The sequence below is a fragment of the Vibrio sp. ABH4_348 genome, from assembly GCF_056159765.1.
Window position 1 is genome coordinate 570812 of sequence record NZ_JBSWVW010000001.1, and the last position, 26746, is coordinate 597557.

Consider the following 26746-nt stretch of genomic DNA (forward strand, 5'->3'; position numbering starts at 1 on the left):
CTTTTCAGCTTAGGTCGCGATTTTGTAACAAGGTTGGTAAGCAGTACCGCCGGGAAGTTTCATTCGGTCTTGAGCGACAAAATCGGCTAATAGTTTATCCATTCGCTGCATGAGCTCTGCATCGCCATTGATCATAAATGGGCCATGTTTTTCAATTTCCTGAATCCCTTCGGATTTTACGTTACCTGCAACGATACCGGAAAACGCTTGGCGCAGATTTGCTGCTAGTTTTTCGGTAGGTTGGTTCAGATGTAAATCCAAGTTCGCCATGTTGTCGTGTGTGGGTTCAAATGGGTGTTGGAAATCACCAGAGATGGTCAACGACCAATTGTAGCTGTATGCATCACCGGTGGATTTGCGGTGTTCACGAACGTCACTCATTCCTTGTTTCATAATGCGAGCCACTTTAGCCGGATCGTCAACGACAATTTGGTAGTGTTTCTGTGCTTGTTTACCTAGTGTTGCACCAACAAATTCATCAATCGATTTGAAGTAATCTGCGCTCTCTTTTGGCCCAGTTAATACAATCGGCAGTGGTTGCTCAACATTGTCTGGGTGCATCATGATCCCCAAGATATACAGCAGCTCTTCTGCAGTACCTGGGCCACCCGGGAAAATGACAATACCGTGCGCCATGCGAACAAAGGCTTCCAATCGCTTTTCAATGTCTGGCATGATTACCAGCTCATTGACGATTGGGTTAGGTGGCTCTGCTGCAATAATCGATGGTTCTGTAAGCCCTAAATAGCGTTGTCCGGTGTACCTTTGTTTGGCGTGACCAATGGCAGCGCCTTTCATCGGCCCTTCCATCGCACCTGGGCCACACCCAGTACAGATGTTGAGCTCTCGTAGGCCGAGTTCATTGCCTACTTCTCGCGTGTATTGATATTCAATGGCGTTGATTGAGTGACCACCCCAACAGACGACTAAGTTGGGATCGGCACCTGGTGTTAATGTTCCGGCATTACGCAAAATGCCAAATACCAAGTTGGTAATATGGCTTGCGTCTTCTAAATCTAGTCTTTGGTTGTCTGCCAGGTGCATGTTGACGTAAACAATATCTCGCAACACAGAGAATAAATGCTCTTGGATACCTTTGATGATCTCTCCATCGACAAAAGCGTGCTCAGGAGGCTCGATAAGCTCGAGTTTGATACCGCGTTCACGACGAAGTACGTTGACGTCAAATGAACGGTATTTGTCGAGTAGCTCTTTGGAGTTATCAGTGTGGCTGCCGGAATTGAGAACCGCTAAGGTGCAATTGCGGTACAGTTGGTAAAGCTCACTTGTGGCCGTTTTTTTTAGACGTTCGACTTCTAGTTGAGACAGCAAATCCATGCTGCCTGCTGGACTAATATGGGTAATCATACAACCTCCTCATGCCTACCAGAAACTCGCTATCACCTTATACGTATGAGAATCTTGTTCTGTGGTGATGGATAGACGTTCGATTTAATTTTTTGGCGCGTATTAGGTTGTGGATCAAGAGCAATACGCGTCAAACCGCAACAGTTAACCGAGTTTAAACAAACTATTTGAATGAAGTTGGTGGTTAATTGCTCTATCAGTAAGATTAGCAGAGCACGGAGGAAAGTGAAATCTAACTGTTTGATAAATAATCAATTCAGTTATTTGGGCATATATGGAGATGTTTTTAAAAAATCTACCAAATAAGTTGCTGTGGGCCTTGTTTTTTAGCTTGAGTGATAAGGCGATTGACCCTATCTAAGACTTCCTCCGGAGTGTCGGAATCTTTAAACAGAGTACTGGAGATGGAAATAGTAATTTTGAGTTGCTTGTCGCGGAACTTGAACGGCAACTTAGCAACTTGCTGCTGTACTCGTTGAACCAAATCGAAACAAGCTTGGTCGTCCCGTTCTGGTAATAACAAAATAAACTCTTCCCCAGAGAAACGCGCCAAGGTGTCGTGTTCGGAGATTTCATTTTTAATCGTACGGGCAATAATTTTTAATGCTTTATCACCAGCGGTGTAGCCAAAACTGTCATTGATCGATTTGAAGTTATCAATATCTAGAAATACCAAACGTAATGAGTGCTGATTACGAATCCAGCGTCGGTATTCAATTTCTAGTTTGTCATTAAAAGCAGGGCGATTGAAAACACCGGTCAGTGGATCGCGAAGCATCCGCTCGCTTTGAGCTTCCAAACGACGCCTTTGGTCTTGAGTGATTTCAAATAGTGCTTGCAGCTGATTTTTGGAATGCAACATGCGATCTATCAGTGCTTGTTCCCGTTCTTCAGCATGTGCGACACGTTCTGAAAGCTGAGTCAATTGGTCAAACAAAGGCTGCAAACCTGATTTTACATTTTCCAAAGAACTGGCGTTGTTGAGTTTGTCTTGAGATTGGCCCAACAAAGATGACAATTCTTTATTGGTGGTTTGGCGCTGCTCAAAATAGCTTTCACTTTGCTCAACGTTTTTAACACTGCTGTTTAGTGTATTGGACAACGAATCATTAACTTGAGTTAGAAACTTCTCAGAGGTTTTTCGTTCAAATTTGGTGCCATCGACCACGAGCTTGAGCGTTTGCAACGTCAGTTCTAGCAGAGCGTGAGTACCAGTGCCCATCAGCAGCTTAGCGCGGATATCAGACAGTAAATCACCTGATTCACCGTCGAAATCCAACTCGTTGATCAATCCCTGCAACTCTTCGCTCAATCGAGTGAGTAGTTCTCGGTCAGCACTGTTATTGAGTTCACTGATCGCAGTATCAGGATTGGCGGTAATGATTTTTACCGAACGTTCGTAAATGTTGAGTAGTTTTAGAGCGGGTTCGGATTTAACAACAGATGCGTCACCGGAATAACTGAGAATGTCACGAAGGTCGCGCTTGATACGAGCAGGAAGGCCCGGAATGCGCAGCAAAGTTTCACCAGAGTGCCGTACTTGGTGATCAAGATTCGTTGAATGTTTGTCCATAGCCATCGTCTGTTGTTTTAGCATGCGATCCAAAACCGCTAAACGAGGTATGAGCTCTGAAATGTCTCTTTTTTGTTCTATTGCTTGTCTAAGATCGTCCAAGCCCTCGTTTAATCTTGGATTGTCTCGAGAGCAGGCAAAGCTCAATGACGTGATTAAACGAGAAAGCGCTTGCAGCTCTCTATTAAATTTGAACGAGCTGTCTCTCTGTGTCAAACGCAACTCTTGCAGTTGTGCTTTGAGATCAATAATTTGAGAGTGAAAGTCTTTTTCAGGGGCGCTCATGCAAACCTAGGGGTCGCCAAAACGAACGTAGCTATTAAATAATCTATCGATAATAACAAATAAAATTACCGCGTCACGGTGAGCGTGCTTTGTTTGATGATATTTTACTCACCTTGTAATGTTTTTTTGATGCACTCCTCATTATCTGCTGAACACTGTACTTTTATTAAGCCTTTTTCTATCGCTTGAGAGCAAGAATGGCGAATATTTCCATTGGCTAAACTTGCAGCCGGTGCATTATCAATCGCTTTTAAATACACCCAGTGACTTTGGTTTTCCGCCAAGCTTAATTCACGAGCTGCATGAGTAGCCAGCAGCAAAATATCCATCATTTCTTTGTCATTAATAGCGGTATAGGCTTTGGGTAAAAAAGGGTAATCGGCAATACCTAAGCGCACCACAGGTGAAAGGTTTTGCTCCTCTGCAAATTCGCGAATCCACTGTTGGATTTTTTCAATGAGTTGTTGAGGCTCAGTATCCCTATCTTCATTGGGCTCAACATAAATTAGAGTGGCATCGGAAAAGTGAAATAAACGCGCAGGCTCAGCAACTTTTTGTTTAAGGAAATCGCCCAATACTCGCTCTAACTTTAATCCTTGATGATAACCACTGTGCAAAAACAAACTGCGCAGCATAGGGAGATCAATCATGGCAAATCTTAACTTGTCATGAAGTGGTTCATGGATTAAATCGCTAATCGACCATTTGTCGACTGAATAGCTCGACTCTTCGGTATTACTCGGCAATTTGGCGTGCAGCATTCGCAAATTTGCTAGCCCAGATCGTGAGTGCGTAAATAGCCGGTCGCTCAACGCATCAATGTCTTCTTGGTTATTTTTTAGGATCTGACCTCGTCGCAAATACAAGACCAGTAATACAAAGCTTAAAATAAATAGGCCGTAAGAAAAGTTTCGAAATTTTTCAAACTGCTCAGTTTGATGACTCAATAACGATTGCTGAGCCTGTAAATGCAAACCTTGTTCAATAAATTCTTTTTGTCTGCGGAACGCTTGTTCACTGAGATTATTTAATTCAATTTGTTCGAGTCGATTTAACTTGTTCAGCTTTTCAAGTGCCTCGAGCGCTAAATCAAAGCGGCCGTCTTGTTGATAGCTCATATAGAGCAGCTGATAGCCTTCTCGTTGCACTGATGATAAGGCCTGAGATTTGGCGATCTGCAATGCCTGGTTTGCACGACTGATCGCGAGTTTAGATTGCTTTTGATTGTAGGCAATGCCTGATTTCAATAATAAAGCGTTGGCTTGCAGGTGAGGGATGGATACATATTCCAGCAGAGACAAAGCGCGATCTAGGTATTGCTCAGCAAGCGGGATGTTATAGAGCTGCAGGTAGGTTTTTGCCAGCGACAGACGTACGTCAATCACACTGTGAATATCGTGACGGATGTTCTCCTGATCAATTACATTGAAAAAGTGAACTAACGCTAGGTTGTACTTACCTTGCTGATAATAAATATCCCCCATGAGTTTTAAAACGGGTGGCAATATAGGAGATTCTTCATAGTTATCGTAGAAGTCTGCCGCTTGCAGTAAATGCTCAATCGCTTTGTCTAAAACATTGCGATCAAAAAACAGTTCAGCCAGCAGTCTATTGGCCTTGGCCAGATAAAGGCTTTGGTCACTGTCGATTGACTGCCAATAAGCAATCAATAATGCGCTTAACGCATTCTCATAGGATTTGTGGCGCAGATAATGCGCACCAACGGTTATGTGATATTCCAGTTCCGTTTGAATATCCTGATTAGTCAGTCGTTCCTGTTGGTCGCTGTATAGCGTATTCGCTTGTTCAAATTCGCCCGTTTGCGACGCGATATCGGCCCGAAACATACCCAAATGGTAGCTCAGGATATTTTTGTCACTCGCAGACAATTCGATTTGCTCTAGTTTATCCAATAGACGCTGCGAGCTGTTTAAAGCACTGTCGCGGTCGCGATCATTATTCCACCGCAGTTGAACGGTGAGTATTTCAGTATACAACTGAGAAAAGTGCAGCTTGTGGCGTTCGGCAAGGGCATTCGCTTCAAGCAAGGCCGCTAACGCACCGCGAAAGTTACCGAGTTCGCTTTCAGCACTGGCAATAATGTGCAATGCATTGATTGTTCCAGATGGAGTTCGAATACGACTGTCGGTATCTTCTCGTGAAATCGTCGATGGGCTTTTTTCTGTTTCTTCGGCCAGCACTCTTTGCTTTAAATAGCTCGATGCCAAGCGTTTGGCTTGTTCTGGTACCACTCCTACTAAGTTTTTGGCCTCGTTGAGTAATACCGAGCTGTGCACCTTGTCAGCGTTAGCGCTAGATACAAATAAGCTCAACGGCAGCATAACCACGATTAAAACAAAGCGCTGCCAGCGCGAAAAGCAAGGTGCACTCATAATTAACCTACTGTCTTGCCATACGGTGATTGTGTGATGGCATGGTCTCTGAAGTGGAGCGATAAGGGTTGATGTCTAACCCGCCTCGTCGAGTATATCGAGCATAGACCGAAAGTTCAGAAGGAGAGCAGTATTTCATGATGTCAGTAAAGATTCGCTCGACACATTGTTCGTGGAATTCATTGTGTTCACGAAATGAAATCAAGTAGCGCAGCAAGGCTTCTCTATCGATTTTTGCCCCACGATAGCGTATTTCAACACTACCCCAATCAGGCTGATTAGTGATCAAGCAATTGGATTTCAATAGGTGGCTGTGAAGAGCTTCTGAAACTATATCGTTGTTGTCAGACGCGTTGACGAGTAGTGCTTCGTCAAACTGATAGCTCTCGATGCGAATGTCTTGTTCATCGATACACTCGCCAGCCATAGGAACAATCGTCTGTCCTTCAAACTCGGTGACTTTTTGCAAATTAACCAAGACGGCTTCACCTGCACAAGCTGACAAATCCTTGGTCAGTACATTCACTACCTCATCGAAGGAGGCAAACTGCGTTTGATTCAAACTGTTGAGGTACAACTTAAATGATTTGGACTCAATCAGATTGGGGGAGGTTGCCGGCAGTCTTACTTCGCCGATCGCGACTTGCGGCACACCCGATTGGTTTAACCAAGACAGCTCATACAAGGTCCAGATATCACAGCCGTAGAAGGGAAGTTCATCACCTAAATTTAGGTCATTGCGGTTTAGGCTTCTTGGTACGGCTTGCAATAGTGACGCATCGTATTGGTTAGCGTAATCGGTTTTTTGGCCAAGTGTTAAGCCTTCCAGTTCCTTGGCTTTCGAATATTTAGTCATACTTTGATCGGGATATCGATTAGAATATTCCAAATTTTACGCAATCCCTGACACAGTGTCATTAGCTCTTGAAAAAGCAAACGGTTGCGAGTGGCAAGTTTGCCATTGTAGTTCACTGATAAAGAATTGGAGTGATTGATGGATTCATCCGTGGCAGAAGCCTTGTTCGAGTTTTCGAATCGTTATGTCGAGTTCTACCGTTCTCAGAAAGACTCTTTACCAAGAAATGAAGAGTTGGTGGAGTTGGTTTCCCCTTGCGTCGAAAACAAAACTCAAGACTACGTAGAGTGGCTCCCTTATCAGTTGCCATCTGCTTTGGATTTTACCAATGTAGAAACGGGGATTGAGCTAATACTTCACTCCGACATCAAAGACTTTTACGGCAGCCAAATGGCAGCAGACATGAACGCTACTTGGCAAGGTAACGAATTGACTTTGCTGCAAGTATGGAGCGATGACGACTTCACTCGTTTGCAAGAAAATGTTCTGGGGCATCTCGTTACTCAACGCCGATTAAAACTGAAACCCACCGTTTTTATTGCCGCAACCGATGCTGAACTGGATGTCATTTCAATATGTAATCTATCTGGAGAAGTAATTTTAGAGCGCTTAGGTACAGACAAACGAGACGTGTTGGCAAGCAGTGTTGCAGAGTTTCTTAAAGACTTGGAGCCAGCGATTTAACTATGTTTGTTGTTGAACTTCAGTTTGAGTGTTTTGATGATACAACCGTGACCGCGGTTGAGCGTTCTATTAACGGTTTGATGGACGCACTGCGCTATAATGGCCAAGTATTAGGGCGTGAGTTTCCGATTGTTATCGGCGATGGAACCTTTACAGTACGCGCCGTTTGTCCTGAACAAGATAGCTTACACCCCAACTACCATTCTGATTTTGTGAAAGTGTGTTTGCATCGCCTTTCAGAAGCAAAAGTACTGTCACCAAAAATTCGGGTTCTTGGCCAAGATTTAAATTCTGAAGCGTCATCACCTGACGAAACGCCTGATTGGCAAATTTTTTACACAACTTATGTGCATACCTGCTCGCCACTTCGCGATGGCGATAGCATGTTGCCGATTCCGCTATACAGAAACCCAGCGACTCTAAATGGAGATCATAAAGCGGTAATCAAATGGCAAACGGAATGGCAAGCTTGTGATGAACTTCAGATGGCGGGAGGCTGTCGCGCTGAACATGCTGCCCTACACGAGATTTGCGACGTTGATAGTGTGCTGTTTAAACGAGGCTGGGGGCTGAGAGGTCGAATTGAATACATTACTAAGATTCCAACCTATTACTATCAATATAGAGTGGGTGGTGAAAGCCTAGAATCTGAGCGTGCAAGAAAGTGCCCTAAGTGTGGTGGTGATTGGTTACTGGAAGAACCAATCCACGATATGTTTCATTTCAAATGTGATGATTGCAGGCTGTTATCCAATATCTCTTGGGATCACTTAAAGTAGTAGAGTTGATACGTAAATAGCAAAAAGCCCGCAATCGCGGGCTTTTTTGTGTTTATAGTGATAAATATTGGTGATTACCAACCTTTCACTACACCACCTTTGAAGATTTCCAAAGCAAACTGGTGAACTTCTTCTGTTTGGTATGCTTTAACAAAGTTCTGTACGTTTTCTTGGTTGATGTTGTCTTCACGAGCAACCACAAGGTTAACGTATGGAGAGTCTTTGTCTTCAACAAATACACCGTCTTTAGTTGGCGTTAGGTCGATAGAGCTCGCGTAAGTCGTGTTGATGATAGCTAGTGCTACATCGTCAAGTGCACGTGGAAGCTGAGCTGCATCAAGTTCAACAATCGTGATGTTCTTTGGGTTTTCAACGATATCGCGAACTGTTGCTAGTAGACCAACACCTTCTTTTAGCTTAAGCAGACCTTGTTGCTCAAGTAGAAGAAGAGAACGGCCTAGGTTAGTTGGATCGTTTGGTACAGCAATACGAGCATCGCTTTGAATTTCGTCTACAGACTTAACTTCTTTAGAGTAACCAGCAATTGGGTATACAAAAGTATTACCAGCGATAGTTAGCTTGTAGCCGCGGTCAGCAACTTGCTTATCTAGGTATGGCTTGTGCTGGAATGCGTTGATGTCGATAGAACCGTCATCTAGCGCTGCGTTTGGCGTTACGTAGTCAGTGAACGTCACTAGCTCTACTTCTAGACCGTATTTTTCTTTTGCAACTTTAGCAGCAACTTCAGCAACTTGAGCTTCAGCACCTGCCATTACACCAACTTTGATTTTGCTGTTGTCGACTTCGTCTTCGCCACAGCCAGTCAAAACTAGCGCTGAAGCGGCAACAGCCAATAGACTTTTAAGACCAAATTTCATGACTATCTCCTTATTGAATTGGGCTTGTCGGCAAATAAATTGCCAAAATGTTCGTTTTATAAAGCAGGATGAGATCCGGCTTGATTTAAATTTATCGATGGTCCACTCGTCGAACGATGGCATCACCAATAGTTTGAATAATTTGTACCAGAACAATCAGCATTACGACTGTGACCATCATGATCACGCTGTCATAACGGTGGAATCCGTAGCGAATCGCAACATCACCTAAGCCCCCGCCGCCTACGGTTCCGGCCATTGCAGAGTAGCTGACTAGGGTAACCATAGTAATGGTGACCGAGTTAACTATGGTTGGCAGTGCTTCTGGAATCAGTACCTTAGTAATGATCTGTACTGGCGTTGCTCCCATAGATTGAGCAGCTTCTACCAGTCCGGTTGGTACTTCTAATAGTGCGCCTTCTATCAAACGCGCAATGAATGGGATTGCACCAATAGTAAGTGGAACAATCGCAGCTGACGTACCAATAAAGCTTCCCACGAGTAGTTTAGTTACTGGGATTATCGCAACCATCAATACCAAGAAAGGTACTGAACGGCCAACGTTAACAATCGCACCTAATACAGAATTCAATTGAACGTTTTCAAGTAGCCCACCTTTTTTGGTGACATGTAGGATGACGCCTAGCGGGATACCAAACGCAAAGCCTACAACACCTGCCACCACACACATGTAAATGGTTTCCCATGTTGCACCCAGCAACAGGTCGATGTTTTGGTTAAACCAGCCTACTAGTGAATCAAAGGACATAACCTAGCACCTCTACTTTTACATTGTGATCTCGTAGATATTGAATCGCCGCTTCATCGTCTTCAGCACTACCGAATAGCTCTGCCACCATCATTCCGAACTTCACGCCACCTGCGTAATCGAGATCAGAACTCAGGATTGCAATATCGATATTAAACTTACGTGAAATTTGTGACATTAAAGGTGTGTCTACCGTCGCGCCAGTAAATTCTAATCTTACAAGCGGATAACTACCTTCAACTCGCTCTTTCTGGAGGCGAACTTGATAGTCCTCTGGAATAGAAAGATCTAATGTTGAACGGATAAAGTTGTGGGCAAGCTCTGTCTTTGGGTGTGCAAAAATTTCGCCTACTGTGCCTTGTTCAACCAACTCACCATCACCAATAATGGCAACCTTGTGACAGATACTTTTGACTACATCCATCTCGTGAGTGATCAGCAAGATAGTGATTTTAAGTTTGCGGTTAATTTCTCGCAGTAGGTCCAATATAGACTGTGTCGTAGCCGGATCCAGAGCACTCGTTGCTTCATCACACAGCAAAACCTTTGGATCAGAAGACAATGCACGGGCAATAGCCACACGTTGCTTTTGACCGCCACTTAGGTTTGCTGGATAGGTCTCGCGCTTGTCGGATAATCCAACCAGGGCTAAAAGCTCTGTAACTTTAGATTCAATGGCCGCTTTATTTACGCCTGCTAACTCTAGTGGCAGTGCAACATTATCAAATACGGTTCGCGATGAGAGCAGGTTAAAGTGCTGGAATATCATTCCAATATTACGTCGCTGCTCGCTAAGCTGCTTTTTGTTTAGTGCAGTTAGCTCGATACCATCGACGAAGACCTTGCCTGATGTTGGGCTTTCCAACATATTCACACAGCGAATTAGCGTACTCTTCCCTGCACCAGAGGAACCGATCACGCCAAAGATAGTTCCCTGATCAACCGTTAAGTTGATGTCTTTCAAGGCGTTAATTTCCTTGTCGCCTTGATAAAAAGTTTTGTTAACTTCTTTAATTTCAATCATGTATATGCCTATACCGTACTGTTGCAGGAAAGCAGCACAAAATGTTGATGTAAGTCTCAATTAGTAGCTGATGCTATTGGTTTAGCTGATTTGTGTCAATAGATATTTTTACGTCTAGACGTCTAAATGAGTTTTTAAGCCCAATCGATTCGGAATTAGATAGTGATGATTGACATAAAGCGTGCGATAATTTTTCCATTAATGCAGACAAATCGCAGAGTAATATTTTGGCTAAACCCGCAGTTTTTTTAGATAGAGATGGTGTTATCAATGTCGATCATGGCTATGTCCATGACGAACACGACTTTGAATTTATAGAAGGTGTATTTGAAGCCACTCGAAAGCTAAAGGAAATGGGTTACCTTTTGGTACTGGTGACGAATCAATCTGGTATTGCGCGCGGCATGTTTAGCGAAGACAGATTCTTATCTCTTACTCAGTGGATGGACTGGAATTTTGTTGATCATGGAGTGGAGTTTGATGGATTTTATTATTCGCCGTATCACCCAGAAAAAGGAGTGGGCAAATACAAAAAAGACTCAGATTGTCGAAAACCTAAACCGGGGATGCTCAATAGCGCCAAAGACTTCTTGAAGATTGATATGGCGAAATCCGTCATGGTTGGCGACAAAGCAGAAGACATGATGGCTGCTGAAGCGGCGGGAGTGGCAACTCGTTTGTTAGTGCGTACTGGTAAACCGATCACTGATAAGGGTGAAGCGCTTGCAACCGCTGTATTAGACAGTATTGCCGATGTCCCAGCATTTTTAGCCAAATAATGAAAAGAATTTTTGTATCAAAGGGATCGTTAAGATCCCTTTTTTGTTCCTGATTTTTGTTATTTATTCGTGAGTTAGATATTTTTGAGAGCCAAAAACGAAAAAACCAGCCGTTAGGCTGGTTAAATATGGTGGAGGGGGACGGATTCGAACCATCGAAGGCAGTGCCGGCAGATTTACAGTCTGCTCCCTTTGGCCACTCGGGAACCCCTCCAGGGTTTTTATACTTGTTCCGTGTTTTCCCAACACATGGATTCAAGTTTTGACCAAGCTTAGCTCGGTCAGAAAATATGGTGGAGGGGGACGGATTCGAACCATCGAAGGCAGTGCCGGCAGATTTACAGTCTGCTCCCTTTGGCCACTCGGGAACCCCTCCAGGGTTTTATACTTGTTTCACGTTTTCCCAACACATGATTTCAAGTTTGACTGAGCTTAGCTCAGTCAGAAAATATGGTGGAGGGGGACGGATTCGAACCATCGAAGGCAGTGCCGGCAGATTTACAGTCTGCTCCCTTTGGCCACTCGGGAACCCCTCCAGGATTTTTATACTTAATCCGATGTTTTCCCAACACATCGCTCAAGTGCGGAGCGCATCATAGCAAACTGTTTTACCCTGTAAAGCGTTTTGTGACTAATTTAAGTTGAATGCTGCCTTTTTCAACAAAGCTTGCCAAAACTTAGAATAAAAACTGCGCCAAACCTATCTGGTACTCGTATCTATCACTATGGTTAAACATTAATAACAGTAACTTGCGCCGTCATTTGTACCCGAGTTCACTACCAAATACAGAGCTTGAACCATGAATAACGACATCACAAAGAAAATACGGCTATTGGCTTTTTTAGCCTTTACGCTGCTCATTCAGTTTGATGCTATCGCACAGCGCGGGCCCAGAGCCGTTACGGTAACTACAGCCGTGGTAGAAGAGAAAGCGGAAAATCGTTCTTTATTCTTGATTGGCAATGTGAAGGCAAGAAACAGCGTTGACATCGCATCCGAAGTTGCAGGAAAAATCGAAACAGTGCATGTTGTGTCTAGCCAACAGGTTCAACAGGGCGACCTTGTTGTGACGCTTGAACATCAGCAAACCTTAGCCGAGTGGCGTGAAAAGCAAGCTGAACTCAAAAACGAGCAACGAATTTTGACGGAGTTACAGGCGCTAAATAGCCGCAATGCAGTAAGCAAAACTGAACTCGACCGCCAATCATCAAAAGTAGAAATTGCGCAAGCTAGAGCAGAAGTTGCGCAGGTTCGCCATCAGCAACGTTTTATTCGAGCGCCTTTTACTGGTCGCATCGGTTTGGTCGACTTGTCGAAAGGCCAACTGGTCTCGAGCGGACAAGTATTGCTGTCGCTGGATAACGTGGAACAGGTGTATGTCGATGTTTCGGTTCCAGAAAAACAGCTGAACCTGCTTTCCGAAAAAATGTTGGTTAACGCTGAAGTGGATGCAAGCCCTGATGTTGAGTTTTCAGGCAGCATTGCTTATCTGGATTCTCGGCTTGATAAACAAAGCTTAACCGCTATTGCTCGGCTCAAATTCGAAAACACAAACCTTCAACTTAAACCGGGAATGCTCGCTCGCGTCACCGTTCCTCTTTCAGAGGCGAAAGTGACCACCGTACCAGTTCAGTCAATCCAATATTCAGGTACCAAGCGCTTTGTATATCGGGTCGATGGAGATAAGGCAAATCAAATTGAAGTGACGCTAGGGGAGCGGTTTGATCAGCGCATTGCAATCACATCGGGATTACAACCGGGAGATGAAGTAGTGGTTGAGGGCTTAGTTAATATGCGTCCTGGGGTCACGATAAAGCGTTCAGGTGCTCGAGCTGCTGATTCAAAATCGACACCTAAATCGTCAGCAACAACCGATTAACGCATCGCGCACTAAGGGTTAGATTATGATTTTGTCTGATGTGTCAGTAAAAAGACCGGTTGCTGCAGTGGTATTGAGCTTGCTGTTGTGTGTTTTTGGTATTGTCTCCTTTTATCAATTGTCGGTAAGGGAAATGCCGGACATCGAAAATCCGGTTGTGTCGATCAGCACCCGCTATGATGGGGCGTCCGCCACGATTATCGAGAGCAAAATAACCTCAGTGCTAGAAGATCAGCTTTCCGGAATCGATGGTATCGACGAAATTACGTCAACGACTCGGACTAGCTCTTCTCGCATTACCATTACCTTTAAAGCCGGGCATGATCTCAGCACTGGGATCAGCGACGTTCGCGATGCGGTTGCGCGAGCAGCGCGTGCCTTACCCTCTGAAGCAAGTACACCTCTGATTTTCCGAAACAATGGTGAGGGTCGGCCCTCGATTTATATCAATCTGCAATCCGACAATTTGGATAGAGTTCAGCTTACTGACTATGTTGAGCGAGTGTTATTAGACAGGTTTAGTTTGATTCCCGGGGTCAGCACGGTCAATGTGTCAGGTGGACTTAAAAAAGTCATGTACGTTGAGCTAGACCCGGTATTGATGGCTGGACGCAATGTTACTACTCAAGATGTGATTAGCGCACTGCGAAGTGCAAATCTTGAAGCGCCAGCGGGTGAGATTCGCAATCAAACCACAACAATGTCTGTCAGAATCGACAAAGCTTATACCGATGCCGAAGACTTCGAAAATTTAGTGGTGCGTCAATCTCAATCAGATGTTACGGTTTTTCTGCGCGATATCGCTACTGTCCAAGTGGGCGCGCAGAATGAGACCTCCACATTTAAAAGTAATGGCGTCGTTAATGTCAGTTTGGGAATCATTACTCAATCAAACTCGAATCCTTTGGATGTTGCCGAACTGGTTCGAAACCAAGTTACGCAGCTACAAGAGTTTTTGCCTGAGGGCACCCGCTTAACTATTGACTACGATGCCACAATCTTTATTGAACGTTCTATTCAAGAGGTATACACCACGCTGTTTATCAGTGGCGCTGCGGTGGTCTTGGTGTTATTGCTGTTTCTAGGGCGGTTTCGAGCGGCACTGATTCCCGCGATAACCGTGCCCGTTTCACTTCTAGCCGCTTTTATCGCTGCCAATGCGTTTGGTTTTAGTATCAACTTAGTCACCTTGATGGCTTTAATTTTGTCCGTCGGCTTGATTGTGGATGATGCGATTGTCGTGGTCGAGAACATGTATCGCCATATTGAAAAAGGTGAATCACCACTTGCTGCTGCTTACCTTGGAACCAGAGAAGTGGGATTTGCAGTGGTTTCTACCACACTAGTGCTAGTGATGGTGTTTTTACCGCTATCACTGATTGATGGCACGATAGGTCTGCTGTTTACCGAGTTTGCCGTATTACTGTCGATGGCGGTTATCATTTCATCTTTGATTGCTTTGACCCTAACGCCTGTGCTGGGGAGCAAATTTTTAACTGCTAACCAACAACGCAACTGGGCTCAAAGAGTTATTGATTCCGGCTTTACACTGTTCGAGTCAGCTTATAGCAAGCTGTTAAGTTATGTAATGAAGCTACGCTGGCTGGCCCCGCTTTTTATTCTGGGGTGTATTGGCGGTACGATTCATTTGTTCCAGCAAACTCCAGTCCAGCTAACCCCAAGCGAAGACCGAGGTGTGTTGTTTGCGTTTGTTAGAGGCGCCGATGCCACCAGTTACGATCGCATGGTTGGCAATATGGAGATCATCGAATCTCGGTTGCTGCCGTTGGTAGAAGATGGCACTTTGCGGTCCTTTAGTATTCAAACACCGGCGTTTGGTGGCAATGCTGGAGACCAAACCGGTTTTGTCATCATGATTTTGAAAGATTGGCAGCAAAGGCAAGAAACAGCCAATCAAATTGTTGGTAAAGTTCGCCGCGCCATATCTGGTATTCCGGATGTAAGAGCATTTCCATTTGTGCCGGGTTTTAGAGGGCGATCCAACGAACCTGTGCAATTTGTACTCGCCGGAGCCGACTATCAATCTCTCAAAATCTGGGCAGAAAAACTCAAACAAGCTGCTGAAGATTCCGATTTAATGAATGGTGCCAGCATCAACTTTTCGGAAAACAGCCCCGAGTTAGTAGTCAATGTCGACCCAGAACGCGCATCACGATTAGGACTCACGGTGGAAGACATCTCGCAAACACTTGAAGTCTTGTTAGGTGGCACTGCACAAACCACCTTTGTTCAAAGAGGGCAAGAGTACGATGTATATTTGAGAGGTGACGAGCAGCAGTTTAACAGTGCTGATGATCTTGCCAAAGTGTATCTGCGCTCTCGCACTGGGGAAGCGGTCAGTTTAGCCAATGTTGTTACCACAGAAGAGCGGGGTTCTTCAATTCGGTTGTCACACTACGATAAGAAAAAAGCGATTACCTTGAGTGCCAACTTAAATGAAGGCGTGACATTAGGAGAAGCGCTGGCGTTTTTAGATCAACAAGCTCAACAACAGCTGCCGATTGATATCTCGGTCGATTATTCCGGCGAATCCAAACAGTTCAAAGAAAACCAAGCTGGAATAGGCTTAGTGTTCGCGTTAGCTTTGCTGGTTGCATACTTGGTGTTAGCCGCCCAATTTGAGAGTTTTGTTAACCCGTTTGTTGTTATGTTGACGGTCCCACTTGGGTTACTGGGAGGACTGCTAGGTATTCTGCTCTTTGAGCAGAGTATAAGTATCTACAGTCAAATTGGTATGTTAATGCTGATTGGGATGGTAACCAAAAATGGCATTCTAATTGTCGAATTTGCGAACCAACTTAGAGATAAAGGTTTTGAATTCGAGCAAGCCATTATTGAAGCTTCGAAGCGTCGTCTTCGTCCTATTGTCATGACGGCGGTCACCACAATTGTTGGTACTTTGCCACTTGTCTTATCAACCGGTGCGGGCTACGAAAGCCGAATTGCGGTCGGTACGGTCATTTTTGCGGGTATGAGTTTTGCCAGTTTGATCACTTTGCTGGTGATTCCCGCCATGTATCGAATTTTGGCCGCTAAAACGCAATCACCGGGCCACACAGCATCCAGACTTAAAGATGAACTGAATAAGCACAGTAAATCTCGGTTATCTCATTGAGGGGCAATTTAACTCACTGAGAAGTCAATTTAAGAAAAAGAAACCCCGTAGCGGTTGGGTTTGTGGTTCATTGCGAGCACCATGTTTAGCGCCGCTACACCGAGGATTGACCACAAAATGATGGATGAATCAAACAAGATCCAAGAACTCAATAAAATGGTAGCGTCGATGGCAAGCTGAGTTTTACCAACAGAAATTCCCCAGCGCTCTTGGATGTATAGACATAATACGTTGAATCCACCGAGACTTGAGTGATGACGAAACAAAATCAGCATGCCTAATCCCATTAACAGCCCACCGGCAATCGCGCAGTAGGCAGGATGAATGGTTGAGACGGCAATGAGATGGGATAGGTGGTCGGCGAATAGAGAGACCAATGCACCGGAAATGGCTGAACTCAAGGCAAAAGATTTGCCAAACCGTTTCCAGCCTAATATGTAAAACGGTAGGTTTATTGAAAAATACACCACGCCGAAGGTGAAAGGAAAAAATTGACTCAGCAATAAGGCTAGTCCTGCCGTTCCGCCAGTAAGTAGAGAGCCGACCTGTAGAAAATAGACACCTTGGGCGACCAAAAAAGTCCCGGTCAGAATAGCTATCCAGTTTTCTTTACGGCTGTGGGAGGTCATTACTCGAATTCTCTTTACTGGTGATGATCTTTTTGGGCGGGTGAATTTTAGAAAAAACCGTGTATCAGAGGTAGTCGCTAAGACAAAATTAAGGTACATCTATGTTCTAAATAATGTACGTACTGTAAATACAGAATTTTCTAGTAAATCTAGACACGGTGATTGACCAAGGAACATGAAAAAACTGCATGTTAAAAAGTGGATTTTTTACTTTATGACCAAGATCAAATTATGTAGACTACGCCACATAAATCAGTGACGAAAACGTTTGCTTTTGGTCGTTGTGCAGTTTTTCTAGCATTTTAACTACAAATTTCAAGCAGGAGATAGAGATGCTTAAGCGTGATATGAATATCGCAGATTACGATCCAGAATTGTTCAATGCGATTCAGGAAGAAACTCTACGCCAAGAAGAGCACATCGAGTTGATCGCTTCTGAAAACTACACAAGCCCACGTGTAATGGAAGCGCAAGGCTCTCAACTTACTAACAAATACGCTGAAGGTTACCCAGGTAAGCGTTACTACGGTGGTTGTGAGTACGTGGACAAAGCAGAAGCTTTGGCAATTGAGCGTGCTTGTAAGCTTTACGGCGCTGAGTATGCGAACGTTCAGCCTCACTCAGGCTCTCAAGCCAACAGCGCAGTGTACATGGCGCTACTTAACCCAGGTGACACTGTATTAGGTATGAGCTTGGCACACGGTGGTCACTTGACTCACGGTTCACCAGTTAACTTCTCTGGTAAACACTACAATGTGATTCCATACGGCATCGATGAGAGTGGTCAGATCAACTACGACGAAATGGAAGCACTAGCACTAGAGCACAAGCCAAAAATGATCATTGGTGGTTTCTCTGCTTACTCGCAAATCGTTGACTGGGCTCGCATGCGTGAAATCGCAGACAAAGTCGACGCTTACTTCTTTGTCGATATGGCGCACGTAGCTGGCTTGATTGCTGCTGGTGAGTACCCAACACCAGTTCCACATGCTCATGTTGTAACTACCACAACTCACAAAACATTAGGTGGCCCACGCGGTGGTCTTATCATCTCTAATGGCGGTGAAGAGCTTTACAAGAAACTAAATTCAGCAGTTTTCCCTGGCGGTCAAGGTGGTCCTTTGATGCACGTGATTGCAGCGAAAGCGGTAGCATTTAAAGAAGCGATGGAGCCTGAATTCAAAGCTTACCAAGCTCGCGTGGTGAAAAACGCCAAAGCTATGGTTGCTCAATTCCAAGAGCGTGGTTACAAGATCGTTTCTAACAGTACTGAAAACCACTTGTTCCTCGTTGACTTGATTGACAAAGGAATCACAGGTAAAGAAGCGGATGCGGCTTTAGGTTCTGCTAACATCACAGTTAACAAAAACTCAGTACCAAACGATCCACGCAGCCCGTTTGTGACATCTGGTATTCGTGTTGGTACACCGGCGATCACTCGTCGTGGCTTTACTGAAGAAGATGCTAAGAATCTAGCGGATTGGATGTGTGATGTATTGGATAACGTTGAAAGTGAAGACGTTATCAATGCAACTAAAGCAAAAGTTCTAGAGATTTGTAAGCGTCTACCAGTTTACGCCTAATTACGGCACCTCTATTAATAAAAAACCGTTGCTATTGGCAACGGTTTTTTGTTTTTAGTGACTAGGGCGTGTTGACCTTTCGAGCTGATTTTTGCAGCAGTTTGTGGGTTCTTTATACAAGGCAGAGGCTTTGATGTGTAGTTATTCTACTCGATAAGCCGATAACGCCGTAGAAAGGAGCCACAAACGCTGCCCGTAGGGTTCGGCTGCGCGCCCCGGGCTAAAAGCGTTTTACTCTTTGTTGAGAGGTGTTTTGCTTAGAATGACTAGGCTACAAACCTCTCGCCGCGATTAAAACGCTTTTTTCTGGGGACGCCTAGTCCGAACAAAATTTAACCTCGAAAGGTCAACACGCCCTAAGCTTACTGTAATACAAGGCTTGTTTACTCTTCTTTATTGATGCTGATGGTTTCGCCTGACTTACAACGGAACTGGTAGTAACGTGAGCTTTCGTTGAACTTGGATAGCCCCTCACCACTGCAGTAGTTGGCGTTAATTTCACGCATGACATCGAGAGTTTCTTCACTGCGTAGCGCAAACTTCGAACTGTCGGCACATACAATACGCACGCGGCCATCGTCACTGACCGAGTAGGTCTTTACTTCGGTGTTACAGAGTTCGAACGATGCATCCATATAGTTATCTTGTTGAGTAGTGCTTGAGCAACCCGCCAATAAAGCAACAGCTGCTGCGGCGGAAATAACTGACAATTTCATGGTTTCCGTTCCTTATGATTTTAAGTTGGAATGCTTCAAAGCCTATATAAAGGCCAACGCAGTTTCAAGAATCTAATTTTTTAGCTTGTGACCATTGGACAATAAAAAAGGGCCAGTGTTCTACCGGCCCTGTCAATTTGTCACACAAAGTCTACGCAATGATACAACTAGGCGACTTCGATGCCCTGCGCTTGTAGATCAGCGTGGTAAGAAGAACGCACGAAAGGACCACAAGCTGCGTGGGTAAATCCAAGCTCAAGTGCGATTTCTTTCAACTCGTCGAACTCGGCTGGTGGCACATAACGTTCAACCGGCAAGTGGTGACGACTTGGCGCCAAATATTGTCCCAGCGTTAGCATAGTCACACCGTGAGCGCGCAAATCTTTAAGCACTTCAACGATCTCTTCTTTAGTTTCGCCCAAGCCCATCATCAAGCCAGACTTAGTCGGCACATCTGGGTGCTGTTCTTTAAACTTGCGAAGCAGTTCAAGTGACCACTTGTAGTTGGCACCCGGACGAGCTTTACGATACAGACGAGGCGCCGTTTCCAAGTTGTGGTTAAACACATCTGGTGGATTATCTTTTAGTAGCTCTAGCGCCACATCCATGCGACCACGGAAGTCCGGAACCAAGGTTTCGATCTTGATATGCGGGTTCAGCTCGCGGATTTCACGGTTACAATCAGCAAAGTGCTGAGCGCCGCCATCGCGCAAATCATCGCGATCCACCGAGGTAATCACTACGTACTTGAGCTTCATATCTTTGATTGTTTGGGCGAGCTTTTTCGGCTCTTGTGGATCGACGGCTAAAGGTCGGCCGTGCGCAACATCGCAGAATGGGCAACGACGCGTACAAATTGCACCCAAGATCATAAAGGTTGCCGTTCCGTGGTTGAAACATTCCGCCAAGTTTGGACAAGAGGCTTCTTCACAAACCGAGTGTAGATTGTTCTTGCGCATCGCCGATTTGATTTCTTTAATACGATGGCTGTCTGAAGGAAGCTTGATTTTCATCCATTCAGGCTTGCGCAGGATTTCTTTCTGCTCAACTGGCATGTTCTTTACAGGAATCAGTGCCATCTTGTCGGCGTCGCGGTACTTAACGCCTCGTTCCATTTGAATCGGTTTGCTCATGAACTATGCTTCTGTGATGTATTCAATATCTGGGTATTGTAGTAATTCTGACAACTCAAGGATCAGTTGTTGTTCAATTTCTGATTGTTGAACGGTGCTATTAAAGTCAGAAACTTGCACCATTTCCATGCCAGCATAACCACACGGGTTAATTCTTAAAAAGGGCGACAAATCCATGTTGATATTCAATGCCAAACCATGAAAAGAACACCCCTTACGAATTCTAAGACCTAGTGAACAAATCTTTTTGTCATTCACATAAACGCCCGGTGCATCCGCTTTGGCGGCAGATTCAATATCAAACTTAGCCAATGTGTTTACAATCGCAGTTTCTAGGTAGGTGACTAAATCGCGCACCCCTAGCTTTTTGTTGCGTAAGTTTAACAGGCAATAAGCCACCAATTGGCCTGGCCCGTGGTAGGTCACTTGACCACCGCGGTCACTTTTTACCACAGGAATATCACCTGGGTTCAATAAGTGCTCAACTTTGCCCGCTTGCCCTTGAGTAAACACGGGATTGTGCTCGACCAACCAAATTTCATCGGTGGTGGACTCGTCACGGGTATCGGTAAACTCATGCATGGCCTGCCAGATAGGTTGATAATCCTGCCTTCCTAGCTGTTTGACAATGAGTTTATTTTGCATACGACTACCTTTAAAGCACAAGCAGGGCAGATTATAAACTGATTCGGAGTTTTGGACTACATTCCAGTAACAGTTTTTTAACCAGCTAAAATCTGCGGATTTTTATCTATTTGATAAATATAAAGAAAGCAGCAATTGCTGCTTTCAAAAATATTTTAATAATTAAATTAATTATAGAACCATGCGAACAATATCAATGTCGCCCAGCTCTTTATAAAGGGTTTCCACTTGTTCAATTGATGTCGCCGTAATGGTAACGGATACAGAGTGGTAATTGCCTTTCGCGCTTGGTTTTACTTTGGGGCTGTAATCGCCGGGCGCGTGCTTTTGAATCACCGCAAGAACTTTCTCTGGTAGCTCAGGCTTGGCATATCCCATGACCTTATAAGTAAACGAGCAAGGAAACTCAAGTAGGTCTTTTAATTTCGCATCAGAGTTAATGTTCAGCATGGTATGTATTCCAATGGTGTTGCTAATCTGACGGGAATGTTACTTTCTAAAAGCGTGGATCTCAAGTGAAACGGCAAAGCACAACAAAAACAAAAGCCGCTCAGTCGAGCGGCTTTTTGTCGGTACATTTGTGAGCTTAGAACAAGCCTTTGAACAATAGAACGATGTAATCCCAAAGACGGCTGAACAAGCTACCTTCTTCCACATCTTCGAGGGCAAGTAATGGGTATTCGGCAACATCTTCGTCTTCTAGTTGATAGAATAATTTACCGACTACGTCACCTTTGCGAATAGGTGCCTGCAGTTCTTTTTCCAGGACAAATGAAGCTTTAAGTTTCTTAGCTTGACCGCGCGGTAGGGTGACATAAGTGTCGGTATCAACACCTAAAGAAACCATGTCTTTATCTCCCATCCAGATTTTTTCTTCAACGAAGGTTTCACCAGCTTTATGCGGTGCTACGGTTTCAAAGAAACGGAAGCCGTAGCTCAATAGCTTTTTACTTTCTGCTTTACGAGCGTTCGCACTTTGTGCGCCCATGACTACAGCGACTAGGCGCATCTTACCTTCGGTAGCCGAGCTCACTAAACTGTAACCAGCTTTACTCGTGTGGCCCGTTTTGATGCCGTCCACATTCATACTCTTATCCCAAAGTAGTCCATTTCGGTTGTATTGGGTAATGTCGTTGTAAGTGAATTTTTTCTCCGAGTAGATGCGATATTCATCAGGTACGTCACGAATTAGCGCAGCACCCAATTTAGCCATGTCATAAGGAGTGGAATACGGTTTCTCTTTGCCATCATCCAAACCGTGAGAGTTAGCAAAGTGGGTATTTTCCATGCCCAGGCTATCGGCCCATGCATTCATTAAGTCAACAAACGCGTCTTCAGAGCCAGCAATGTGTTCTGCCATAGCAACACATGCATCGTTACCCGATTGGACGATAATACCGCGGTTCAAGTCCTCCACAGTGACTTTGGTGCCGACTTCGATGAACATTTTTGAAGAATCAGGAAAGTTCTTAGCCCACGCGTTTTTGCTAATGGTCACTTCGTCTTCAAGAGAGATTTTCCCTTGCTCAAGCTCCTGACCAATCACATAGCTGGTCATCATTTTGGTCAAACTAGCAGGGAACAACTGGGTGTCTTTTTCTTTTTCCGCCAAGATTTTTCCAGAGTGGAAATCCATCAGAATGTAGCCTTTGGCGGAAATTTGCGGTGGATCTGGTACAACAATTGGAGAGGCAAAAGCGGAGAAAGAAGTAGCAACTGCGACGCCAGACAATAAAGCCTTAGAAAGTAGTGGTATTTTTTTCATCATCAATTCTGATTGAGTTAATTAGTTATAGCAGCGACATGAGTTATTTAACTCGCTGCTCTTTGATAAATGCGGTTTCGTAACCAAGCTGTTTAATTTGCTCCAACACCGATTGTGTCAGTGTCTGGTCATCAAACGGACCGACTAGCGCTCGATAAAATGACGCTTCTTCAGTGACAAAGCCTTGTGTCGATAGCTTTTGTGTCAGTTGAGCGAGTAGTTCTGAGATTCGTTCTTGGTTTTTAGAAGAGGCTACCTGAATAACGAGCTGAGTTGAACCCTTGATAGGTAAAGTGTCTGCCGTTTTGTTGACTGATATCACTTCTATCTCAACATTGGCAGTGCCAGTACGGACCACATCCAGCTTGGTAGCCGCAGCATAACTTAGGTCAATAATGCGCCCTTGGTGAAATGGGCCACGGTCATTGACTCGGACTATGGTGGTTTTTCCGTTATCGAGATTCTTGACTTTCACATAGCTTGGTAAGGGTAGCGTTTTATGCGCTGCGGTCATCGAGTACATGTCATAGGTTTCGCCATTGGAGGTTTTGTGGCCATGAAACTTCTTGCCGTACCAGGAGGCGATGCCTTTTTCAGTAAAACCGACTGGGTCTTCGACTATTTCATAGCGCACCCCAAATAGCGTGTAATCTTTATTGCCACCACGACTATAAGGTTCGTACTTTGGGATAGCATCTTCAATATGTCCAAGATCGACGGGTTCTTCTGGACCTTTGTCGTGTTTCATCGAATAGCGACTTTGTGAGCTAGGCGCACTGCTACATCCAGCCAAAATCATAGACGCAGTAAGGGCTAGGCCAATCGTGAACTTGTTGTTTGAGATAAGACCGAACATATTAAGTTGCCTTAGAAAATGCTTTTCTGTGGGTATGGATAGACATCAAAATTCCAAAACCCGCCATCAAGGTGACCATGGAGGTGCCACCGTAACTGATCAGCGGTAACGGTACACCAACCACGGGCAGCAAACCACTGACCATACCGATATTTACAAACACATAAACAAAAAATGACAAAACAATGCTTCCGGCCATCATTCGTCCAAACGCTGTTTGCGCTCGAGAAGCCAAAATAAGCCCGCGACCAATAATAAACAGGTAGATACCGAAAAGCAGCAGGATGCCGAAAAAGCCCCATTCCTCCGCGACCACCGCAAAAATAAAATCGGTGTGGCGCTCGGGTAAAAACTCGAGTTGAGATTGAGTGCCTTGCAGCCAACCTTTGCCAGACAGACCTCCCGACCCAATAGCAATTTTGCTTTGTATAATGTGATAACCAGCGCCGAGTGGGTCAGATTCAGGATCAAACAGCGTGCGAACGCGAACCTTTTGATACTCCCGCATCAAGAAGAACCACATCAATGGAATAAAGGCACCTAAACCAACCAAAGCAGCACCAATAATTTTCCAACTGATTCCGGCAAGGAAAATCACAAAAATACCCGAGGCGGCGATAAGGATCGAGGTGCCTAGGTCGGGTTGCTTTGCAATCAGAATTGTTGGCAAGAAAACCATAGTTAACGTAACTATAAGTGTTTGAAAGCTCGGTGGTAGTGAGCGTTGGCCTATATATCGGGCCACCATCAATGGAACGGCTAGCTTCAATAATTCAGATGGTTGAAAGCGAATAAACCCCAAATTGAGCCAGCGCTGTGCTCCTTTAGATGCATCTCCAAATAACAAAACCGCAATCAACAATCCAATACCTGTGACAAACAGTACTGGAGCGAAGGTCTGGTACGTCCGCGGAGGAATTTGAGCCAGAAACAACATGACGACTACGGAAAAGATCATTCGCTTTATTTGACCTTCCATCATGGCCTCACTCTGGCCACTGGCGCTATACATAATAAGTAGCCCAAAACCCATCAGCGCGAAAACTGCAAGTAGAAGTGGCAAGTCCAGATGGATTTTTTCAAACCGAGAGCGGTTTTGACCAGTTGCCGGATCAAAGTCCATTACTCATTCACCTCATCTTGTTTTGGTTTTGGGCCTAATATGGCATGGTCAAAGATTTTCCGCACAATTGGGGCCGCTTGAGAGGAACCGCCACCCGCGTTTTCTAAGACAACGGTAACGACGACTTCTGGATTTTCATAAGGGGCAAATCCGGTGTAGAGCGCGTCATCGTGTAAGCGCTCATCAAGCTCATCGGCGTTGTACTCTTGATCGTCAGCCAAACCAAATACCTGCGCCGTTCCTGATTTTCCAGCGGTTTTGTAATCCATACCCCGAAAAGCGCGTCTTGAGGTCCCTTTTTTACCATGGTTAACCAGATACATACCACGAGCAGAGAGATCCCAATATCGCTTCTGCACATCGTTGATTGGTGGGAAGGTTTCGTATTCGCTTAAGGTGTGAGTATCAAAGCGTTCGCCATTTTCAATGGTGGCACGCAGTAAGTGCGGTGCCATTACTTCCCCTTGAGTGACCATTACGGAGGTTGCTTTAGCAATTTGCATTGGGGTCGAGGTCCAATACCCTTGACCGATGCCAACTGGAATGGTGTCACCCTTGTACCAAGGTGTGCGATATCGAGCCATCTTCCACTCACGAGTCGGCATATTGGCGGGGTTTTCTTCGTGGATATCTATACCAGTGTGTGAGCCGAATCCAAATCTCATCATCCATGTTGATAAGCGATCGATACCTAGGTCATAAGCGACCTGATAAAAGAAGGTGTTGACCGATTCTTCAATTGATTTGACTACGTCGACTCGTCCGTGTCCCCAACGGGTCCAGTCGCGGAATGCTCGTGATTCTGAGTTGGGAATCCGCCAGAAACCAGGATTATTTCGTGTGGTGTTTGGCGTAATTACCCCTTCTTGAAGCGCGGCGACGGCTAGCATAGGTTTGATGGTTGAACCGGGAGGGTAGATACCCATAGTAATACGGTTGACCAGAGGACGATTGCGATCTTCGAGCAGTGCCCGATAATCCTTTGTTGAAATGCCGTGTACAAACGAGTTCGGGTCATAGCTCGGGCTCGATACCATAGCTAAAACGCCGTTATCGTTCGGATCGAGTACCACGACACCGCCACGGCGACCTTCAAGCTGCTTGTGAATGTATTGCTGTAGCTCGATATCTAAATTGAGAACAATGTCTTTACCCGGAACAGGTGGAACGTGTTTTAGTGTGCGAATTACTCGGCCTCGACTATTGACCTCGACCTCTTGATACCCAGCAGTGCCGTGCAATAGGTCTTCGTAATAACGCTCAATACCGAGCTTACCGATATCTCGCGTGGCTTGGTAATTGGCCAATTTATCTTCGCGTTCAAGGCGAGCCACGTCTCGGTCATTAATGCGAGACACGTACCCAATAACATGCGTGAGCACGTCGCTGTAGGGGTAATAGCGTTTTAAACTGGCGTTGACGGATACCCCAGGAAACTCGTGTTGTCTTACTGAAAACCTGGCAACCTCTTGCTCGGTCATTTGAGTAATGAGCGGAATAGACTTAAAACGTCTATTTTGACGTTTTTCTTTTTCAAATCGCGCGACTTGATCATCGGTAATATCGAGGACATTGCGCAACCTCAGCAGTAAATCGTCAATGTCTTTTACTTTTTCAGGAATCACTTCCAGCGTAAAAACGGGGCGGTTTTCTGCGAGTAAGTTGCCATTTCGATCGTAGATTAGACCGCGATTGGGAGCTATCGGAACGACTTTAATTCGATTGTCATTACTTCGAGTTTGGTAATCTTGGAATTGATTAACTTGAATGTTGTAGAGGTTGAAAAGCAAGACGCTCATCAAGACTAGAATGCCCAAAAACGCAACCACGGCTCTTCGAGCAAAGAGCGATGACTCTTTCTGGTAATCGCGGATTTGAGTTCGCATTCTCAT

The 26746-nt window shown here is 44.9% G+C and carries 22 protein-coding genes and 3 tRNA genes; 6 read left to right on the forward strand and 19 right to left on the reverse strand.

The genetic code is table 11. From position 1 onward, the window contains the following. Positions 1–9: 9 nt before the first annotated feature. The 4 genes from ppnN to queF all read right to left on the reverse strand — a co-directional run bounded on the left by ppnN (position 10) and on the right by queF (position 6475). Positions 10–1368, reverse strand: coding sequence for a nucleotide 5'-monophosphate nucleosidase PpnN (ppnN, locus tag ACXAFJ_RS02650; RefSeq protein ID WP_475321225.1), 1359 nt, complete (start codon positions 1366–1368; stop codon positions 10–12). A gap of 295 nt (positions 1369–1663) precedes the next feature. Then, on the reverse strand, positions 1664–3226 hold the full coding sequence (locus tag ACXAFJ_RS02655; protein ID WP_475321227.1) for a GGDEF domain-containing protein: 1563 nt from the start codon (positions 3224–3226) through the stop codon (positions 1664–1666). A gap of 104 nt (positions 3227–3330) precedes the next feature. Further along, complete coding sequence (locus ACXAFJ_RS02660) at positions 3331–5619, reverse strand: tetratricopeptide repeat protein (protein ID WP_475321228.1); 2289 nt, start codon at positions 5617–5619, stop codon at positions 3331–3333. 7 nt (positions 5620–5626) lie between these two features. Next, positions 5627–6475, reverse strand: coding sequence for an NADPH-dependent 7-cyano-7-deazaguanine reductase QueF (queF, locus tag ACXAFJ_RS02665; RefSeq protein WP_475321229.1), 849 nt, complete (start codon positions 6473–6475; stop codon positions 5627–5629). 138 nt (positions 6476–6613) lie between these two features. Between queF and syd the strand changes: the two genes are divergently transcribed. Both syd and ACXAFJ_RS02675 read left to right on the forward strand, forming a co-directional pair. After that, positions 6614–7159 carry a SecY-interacting protein gene (gene syd / locus ACXAFJ_RS02670; RefSeq protein WP_475321231.1) on the forward strand — a complete coding sequence of 182 codons (546 nt, stop codon included), beginning with the start codon at positions 6614–6616 and terminating at the stop codon, positions 7157–7159. A 2-nt stretch (positions 7160–7161) separates the two neighbouring features. Next, positions 7162–7938 (forward strand): Zn-ribbon-containing protein, encoded by a 777-nt coding sequence (locus tag ACXAFJ_RS02675; protein ID WP_475321232.1) that lies wholly within the window; start codon positions 7162–7164, stop codon positions 7936–7938. 74 nt (positions 7939–8012) lie between these two features. On the opposite strand, the gene ACXAFJ_RS02680 is transcribed toward ACXAFJ_RS02675, so the two are convergent. The 3 genes from ACXAFJ_RS02680 to metN all read right to left on the reverse strand — a co-directional run bounded on the left by ACXAFJ_RS02680 (position 8013) and on the right by metN (position 10609). Next, positions 8013–8816 (reverse strand): MetQ/NlpA family lipoprotein, encoded by an 804-nt coding sequence (locus tag ACXAFJ_RS02680; RefSeq protein WP_475321233.1) that lies wholly within the window; start codon positions 8814–8816, stop codon positions 8013–8015. A 91-nt stretch (positions 8817–8907) separates the two neighbouring features. Next, positions 8908–9585, reverse strand: coding sequence for a methionine ABC transporter permease (locus ACXAFJ_RS02685; protein ID WP_475321235.1), 678 nt, complete (start codon positions 9583–9585; stop codon positions 8908–8910). Then, positions 9575–10609, reverse strand: a complete 1035-nt coding sequence (gene metN, locus ACXAFJ_RS02690) for a methionine ABC transporter ATP-binding protein MetN (protein WP_475321236.1) — start codon at positions 10607–10609, stop codon at positions 9575–9577. The genes ACXAFJ_RS02685 and metN overlap by 11 nt, the downstream gene beginning before the upstream one ends. 227 nt (positions 10610–10836) lie before the next feature. Here metN and gmhB point away from each other — a divergent pair, with 227 nt between their 5' ends. Then, the gene (gmhB, locus tag ACXAFJ_RS02695; protein WP_475321237.1) at positions 10837–11388 is read left to right on the forward strand and encodes a D-glycero-beta-D-manno-heptose 1,7-bisphosphate 7-phosphatase; all 552 of its coding nucleotides are present in this window, start codon (positions 10837–10839) and stop codon (positions 11386–11388) included. Positions 11389–11517: 129 nt separating this feature from the next. On the opposite strand, the gene ACXAFJ_RS02700 is transcribed toward gmhB, so the two are convergent. From ACXAFJ_RS02700 to ACXAFJ_RS02710, 3 genes are all read right to left on the reverse strand, one after another. Further along, positions 11518–11602 (reverse strand) — tRNA-Tyr (locus tag ACXAFJ_RS02700). 77 nt (positions 11603–11679) lie between these two features. Beyond that, positions 11680–11764: transfer RNA gene (locus tag ACXAFJ_RS02705), tRNA-Tyr, on the reverse strand. A 75-nt stretch (positions 11765–11839) separates the two neighbouring features. Continuing rightward, positions 11840–11924 (reverse strand) — tRNA-Tyr (locus tag ACXAFJ_RS02710). A gap of 264 nt (positions 11925–12188) precedes the next feature. Here ACXAFJ_RS02710 and ACXAFJ_RS02715 point away from each other — a divergent pair. Together ACXAFJ_RS02715 and ACXAFJ_RS02720 are read left to right on the forward strand one after the other, a co-directional pair. Further along, entirely contained in the window at positions 12189–13268 is a 1080-nt protein-coding gene (locus tag ACXAFJ_RS02715; RefSeq protein ID WP_475321239.1) for an efflux RND transporter periplasmic adaptor subunit, read from the forward strand. A gap of 25 nt (positions 13269–13293) precedes the next feature. After that, positions 13294–16404, forward strand: a complete 3111-nt coding sequence (locus ACXAFJ_RS02720; RefSeq protein WP_475321240.1) for a multidrug efflux RND transporter permease subunit — start codon at positions 13294–13296, stop codon at positions 16402–16404. A 29-nt stretch (positions 16405–16433) separates the two neighbouring features. On the opposite strand, the gene ACXAFJ_RS02725 is transcribed toward ACXAFJ_RS02720, so the two are convergent. After that, on the reverse strand, positions 16434–17033 hold the full coding sequence (locus tag ACXAFJ_RS02725; RefSeq protein ID WP_475321241.1) for a YitT family protein: 600 nt from the start codon (positions 17031–17033) through the stop codon (positions 16434–16436). A gap of 332 nt (positions 17034–17365) precedes the next feature. Between ACXAFJ_RS02725 and glyA the strand changes: the two genes are divergently transcribed. Next, on the forward strand, positions 17366–18616 hold the full coding sequence (glyA, locus tag ACXAFJ_RS02730) for a serine hydroxymethyltransferase (protein WP_475321243.1): 1251 nt from the start codon (positions 17366–17368) through the stop codon (positions 18614–18616). Between the two features lie 383 nt (positions 18617–18999). Here glyA and ACXAFJ_RS02735 read toward each other — a convergent pair whose 3' ends face one another. From ACXAFJ_RS02735 to mrdA, 8 genes are all read right to left on the reverse strand, one after another. After that, entirely contained in the window at positions 19000–19332 is a 333-nt protein-coding gene (locus ACXAFJ_RS02735; protein ID WP_475321244.1) for a hypothetical protein, read from the reverse strand. A 167-nt stretch (positions 19333–19499) separates the two neighbouring features. Beyond that, positions 19500–20465 (reverse strand): lipoyl synthase, encoded by a 966-nt coding sequence (gene lipA, locus ACXAFJ_RS02740; RefSeq protein WP_475321245.1) that lies wholly within the window; start codon positions 20463–20465, stop codon positions 19500–19502. Positions 20466–20468: 3 nt separating this feature from the next. After that, on the reverse strand, positions 20469–21110 hold the full coding sequence (gene lipB / locus ACXAFJ_RS02745; protein WP_475321247.1) for a lipoyl(octanoyl) transferase LipB: 642 nt from the start codon (positions 21108–21110) through the stop codon (positions 20469–20471). 171 nt (positions 21111–21281) lie between these two features. Continuing rightward, positions 21282–21560 (reverse strand): DUF493 family protein YbeD, encoded by a 279-nt coding sequence (gene ybeD / locus ACXAFJ_RS02750; protein WP_475321248.1) that lies wholly within the window; start codon positions 21558–21560, stop codon positions 21282–21284. A gap of 136 nt (positions 21561–21696) precedes the next feature. After that, positions 21697–22875 (reverse strand): serine hydrolase, encoded by a 1179-nt coding sequence (locus ACXAFJ_RS02755; RefSeq protein WP_475321250.1) that lies wholly within the window; start codon positions 22873–22875, stop codon positions 21697–21699. 43 nt (positions 22876–22918) lie between these two features. Then, positions 22919–23731: a septal ring lytic transglycosylase RlpA family protein gene (locus ACXAFJ_RS02760; RefSeq protein ID WP_475321251.1), complete on the reverse strand. Its 813-nt coding sequence runs from the start codon at positions 23729–23731 to the stop codon at positions 22919–22921. Position 23732: 1 nt separating this feature from the next. After that, positions 23733–24854, reverse strand: a complete 1122-nt coding sequence (gene rodA / locus ACXAFJ_RS02765) for a rod shape-determining protein RodA (RefSeq protein ID WP_475321253.1) — start codon at positions 24852–24854, stop codon at positions 23733–23735. After that, complete coding sequence (gene mrdA, locus ACXAFJ_RS02770) at positions 24854–26746, reverse strand: penicillin-binding protein 2 (RefSeq protein WP_475321254.1); 1893 nt, start codon at positions 26744–26746, stop codon at positions 24854–24856. The genes rodA and mrdA overlap by 1 nt, the downstream gene beginning before the upstream one ends.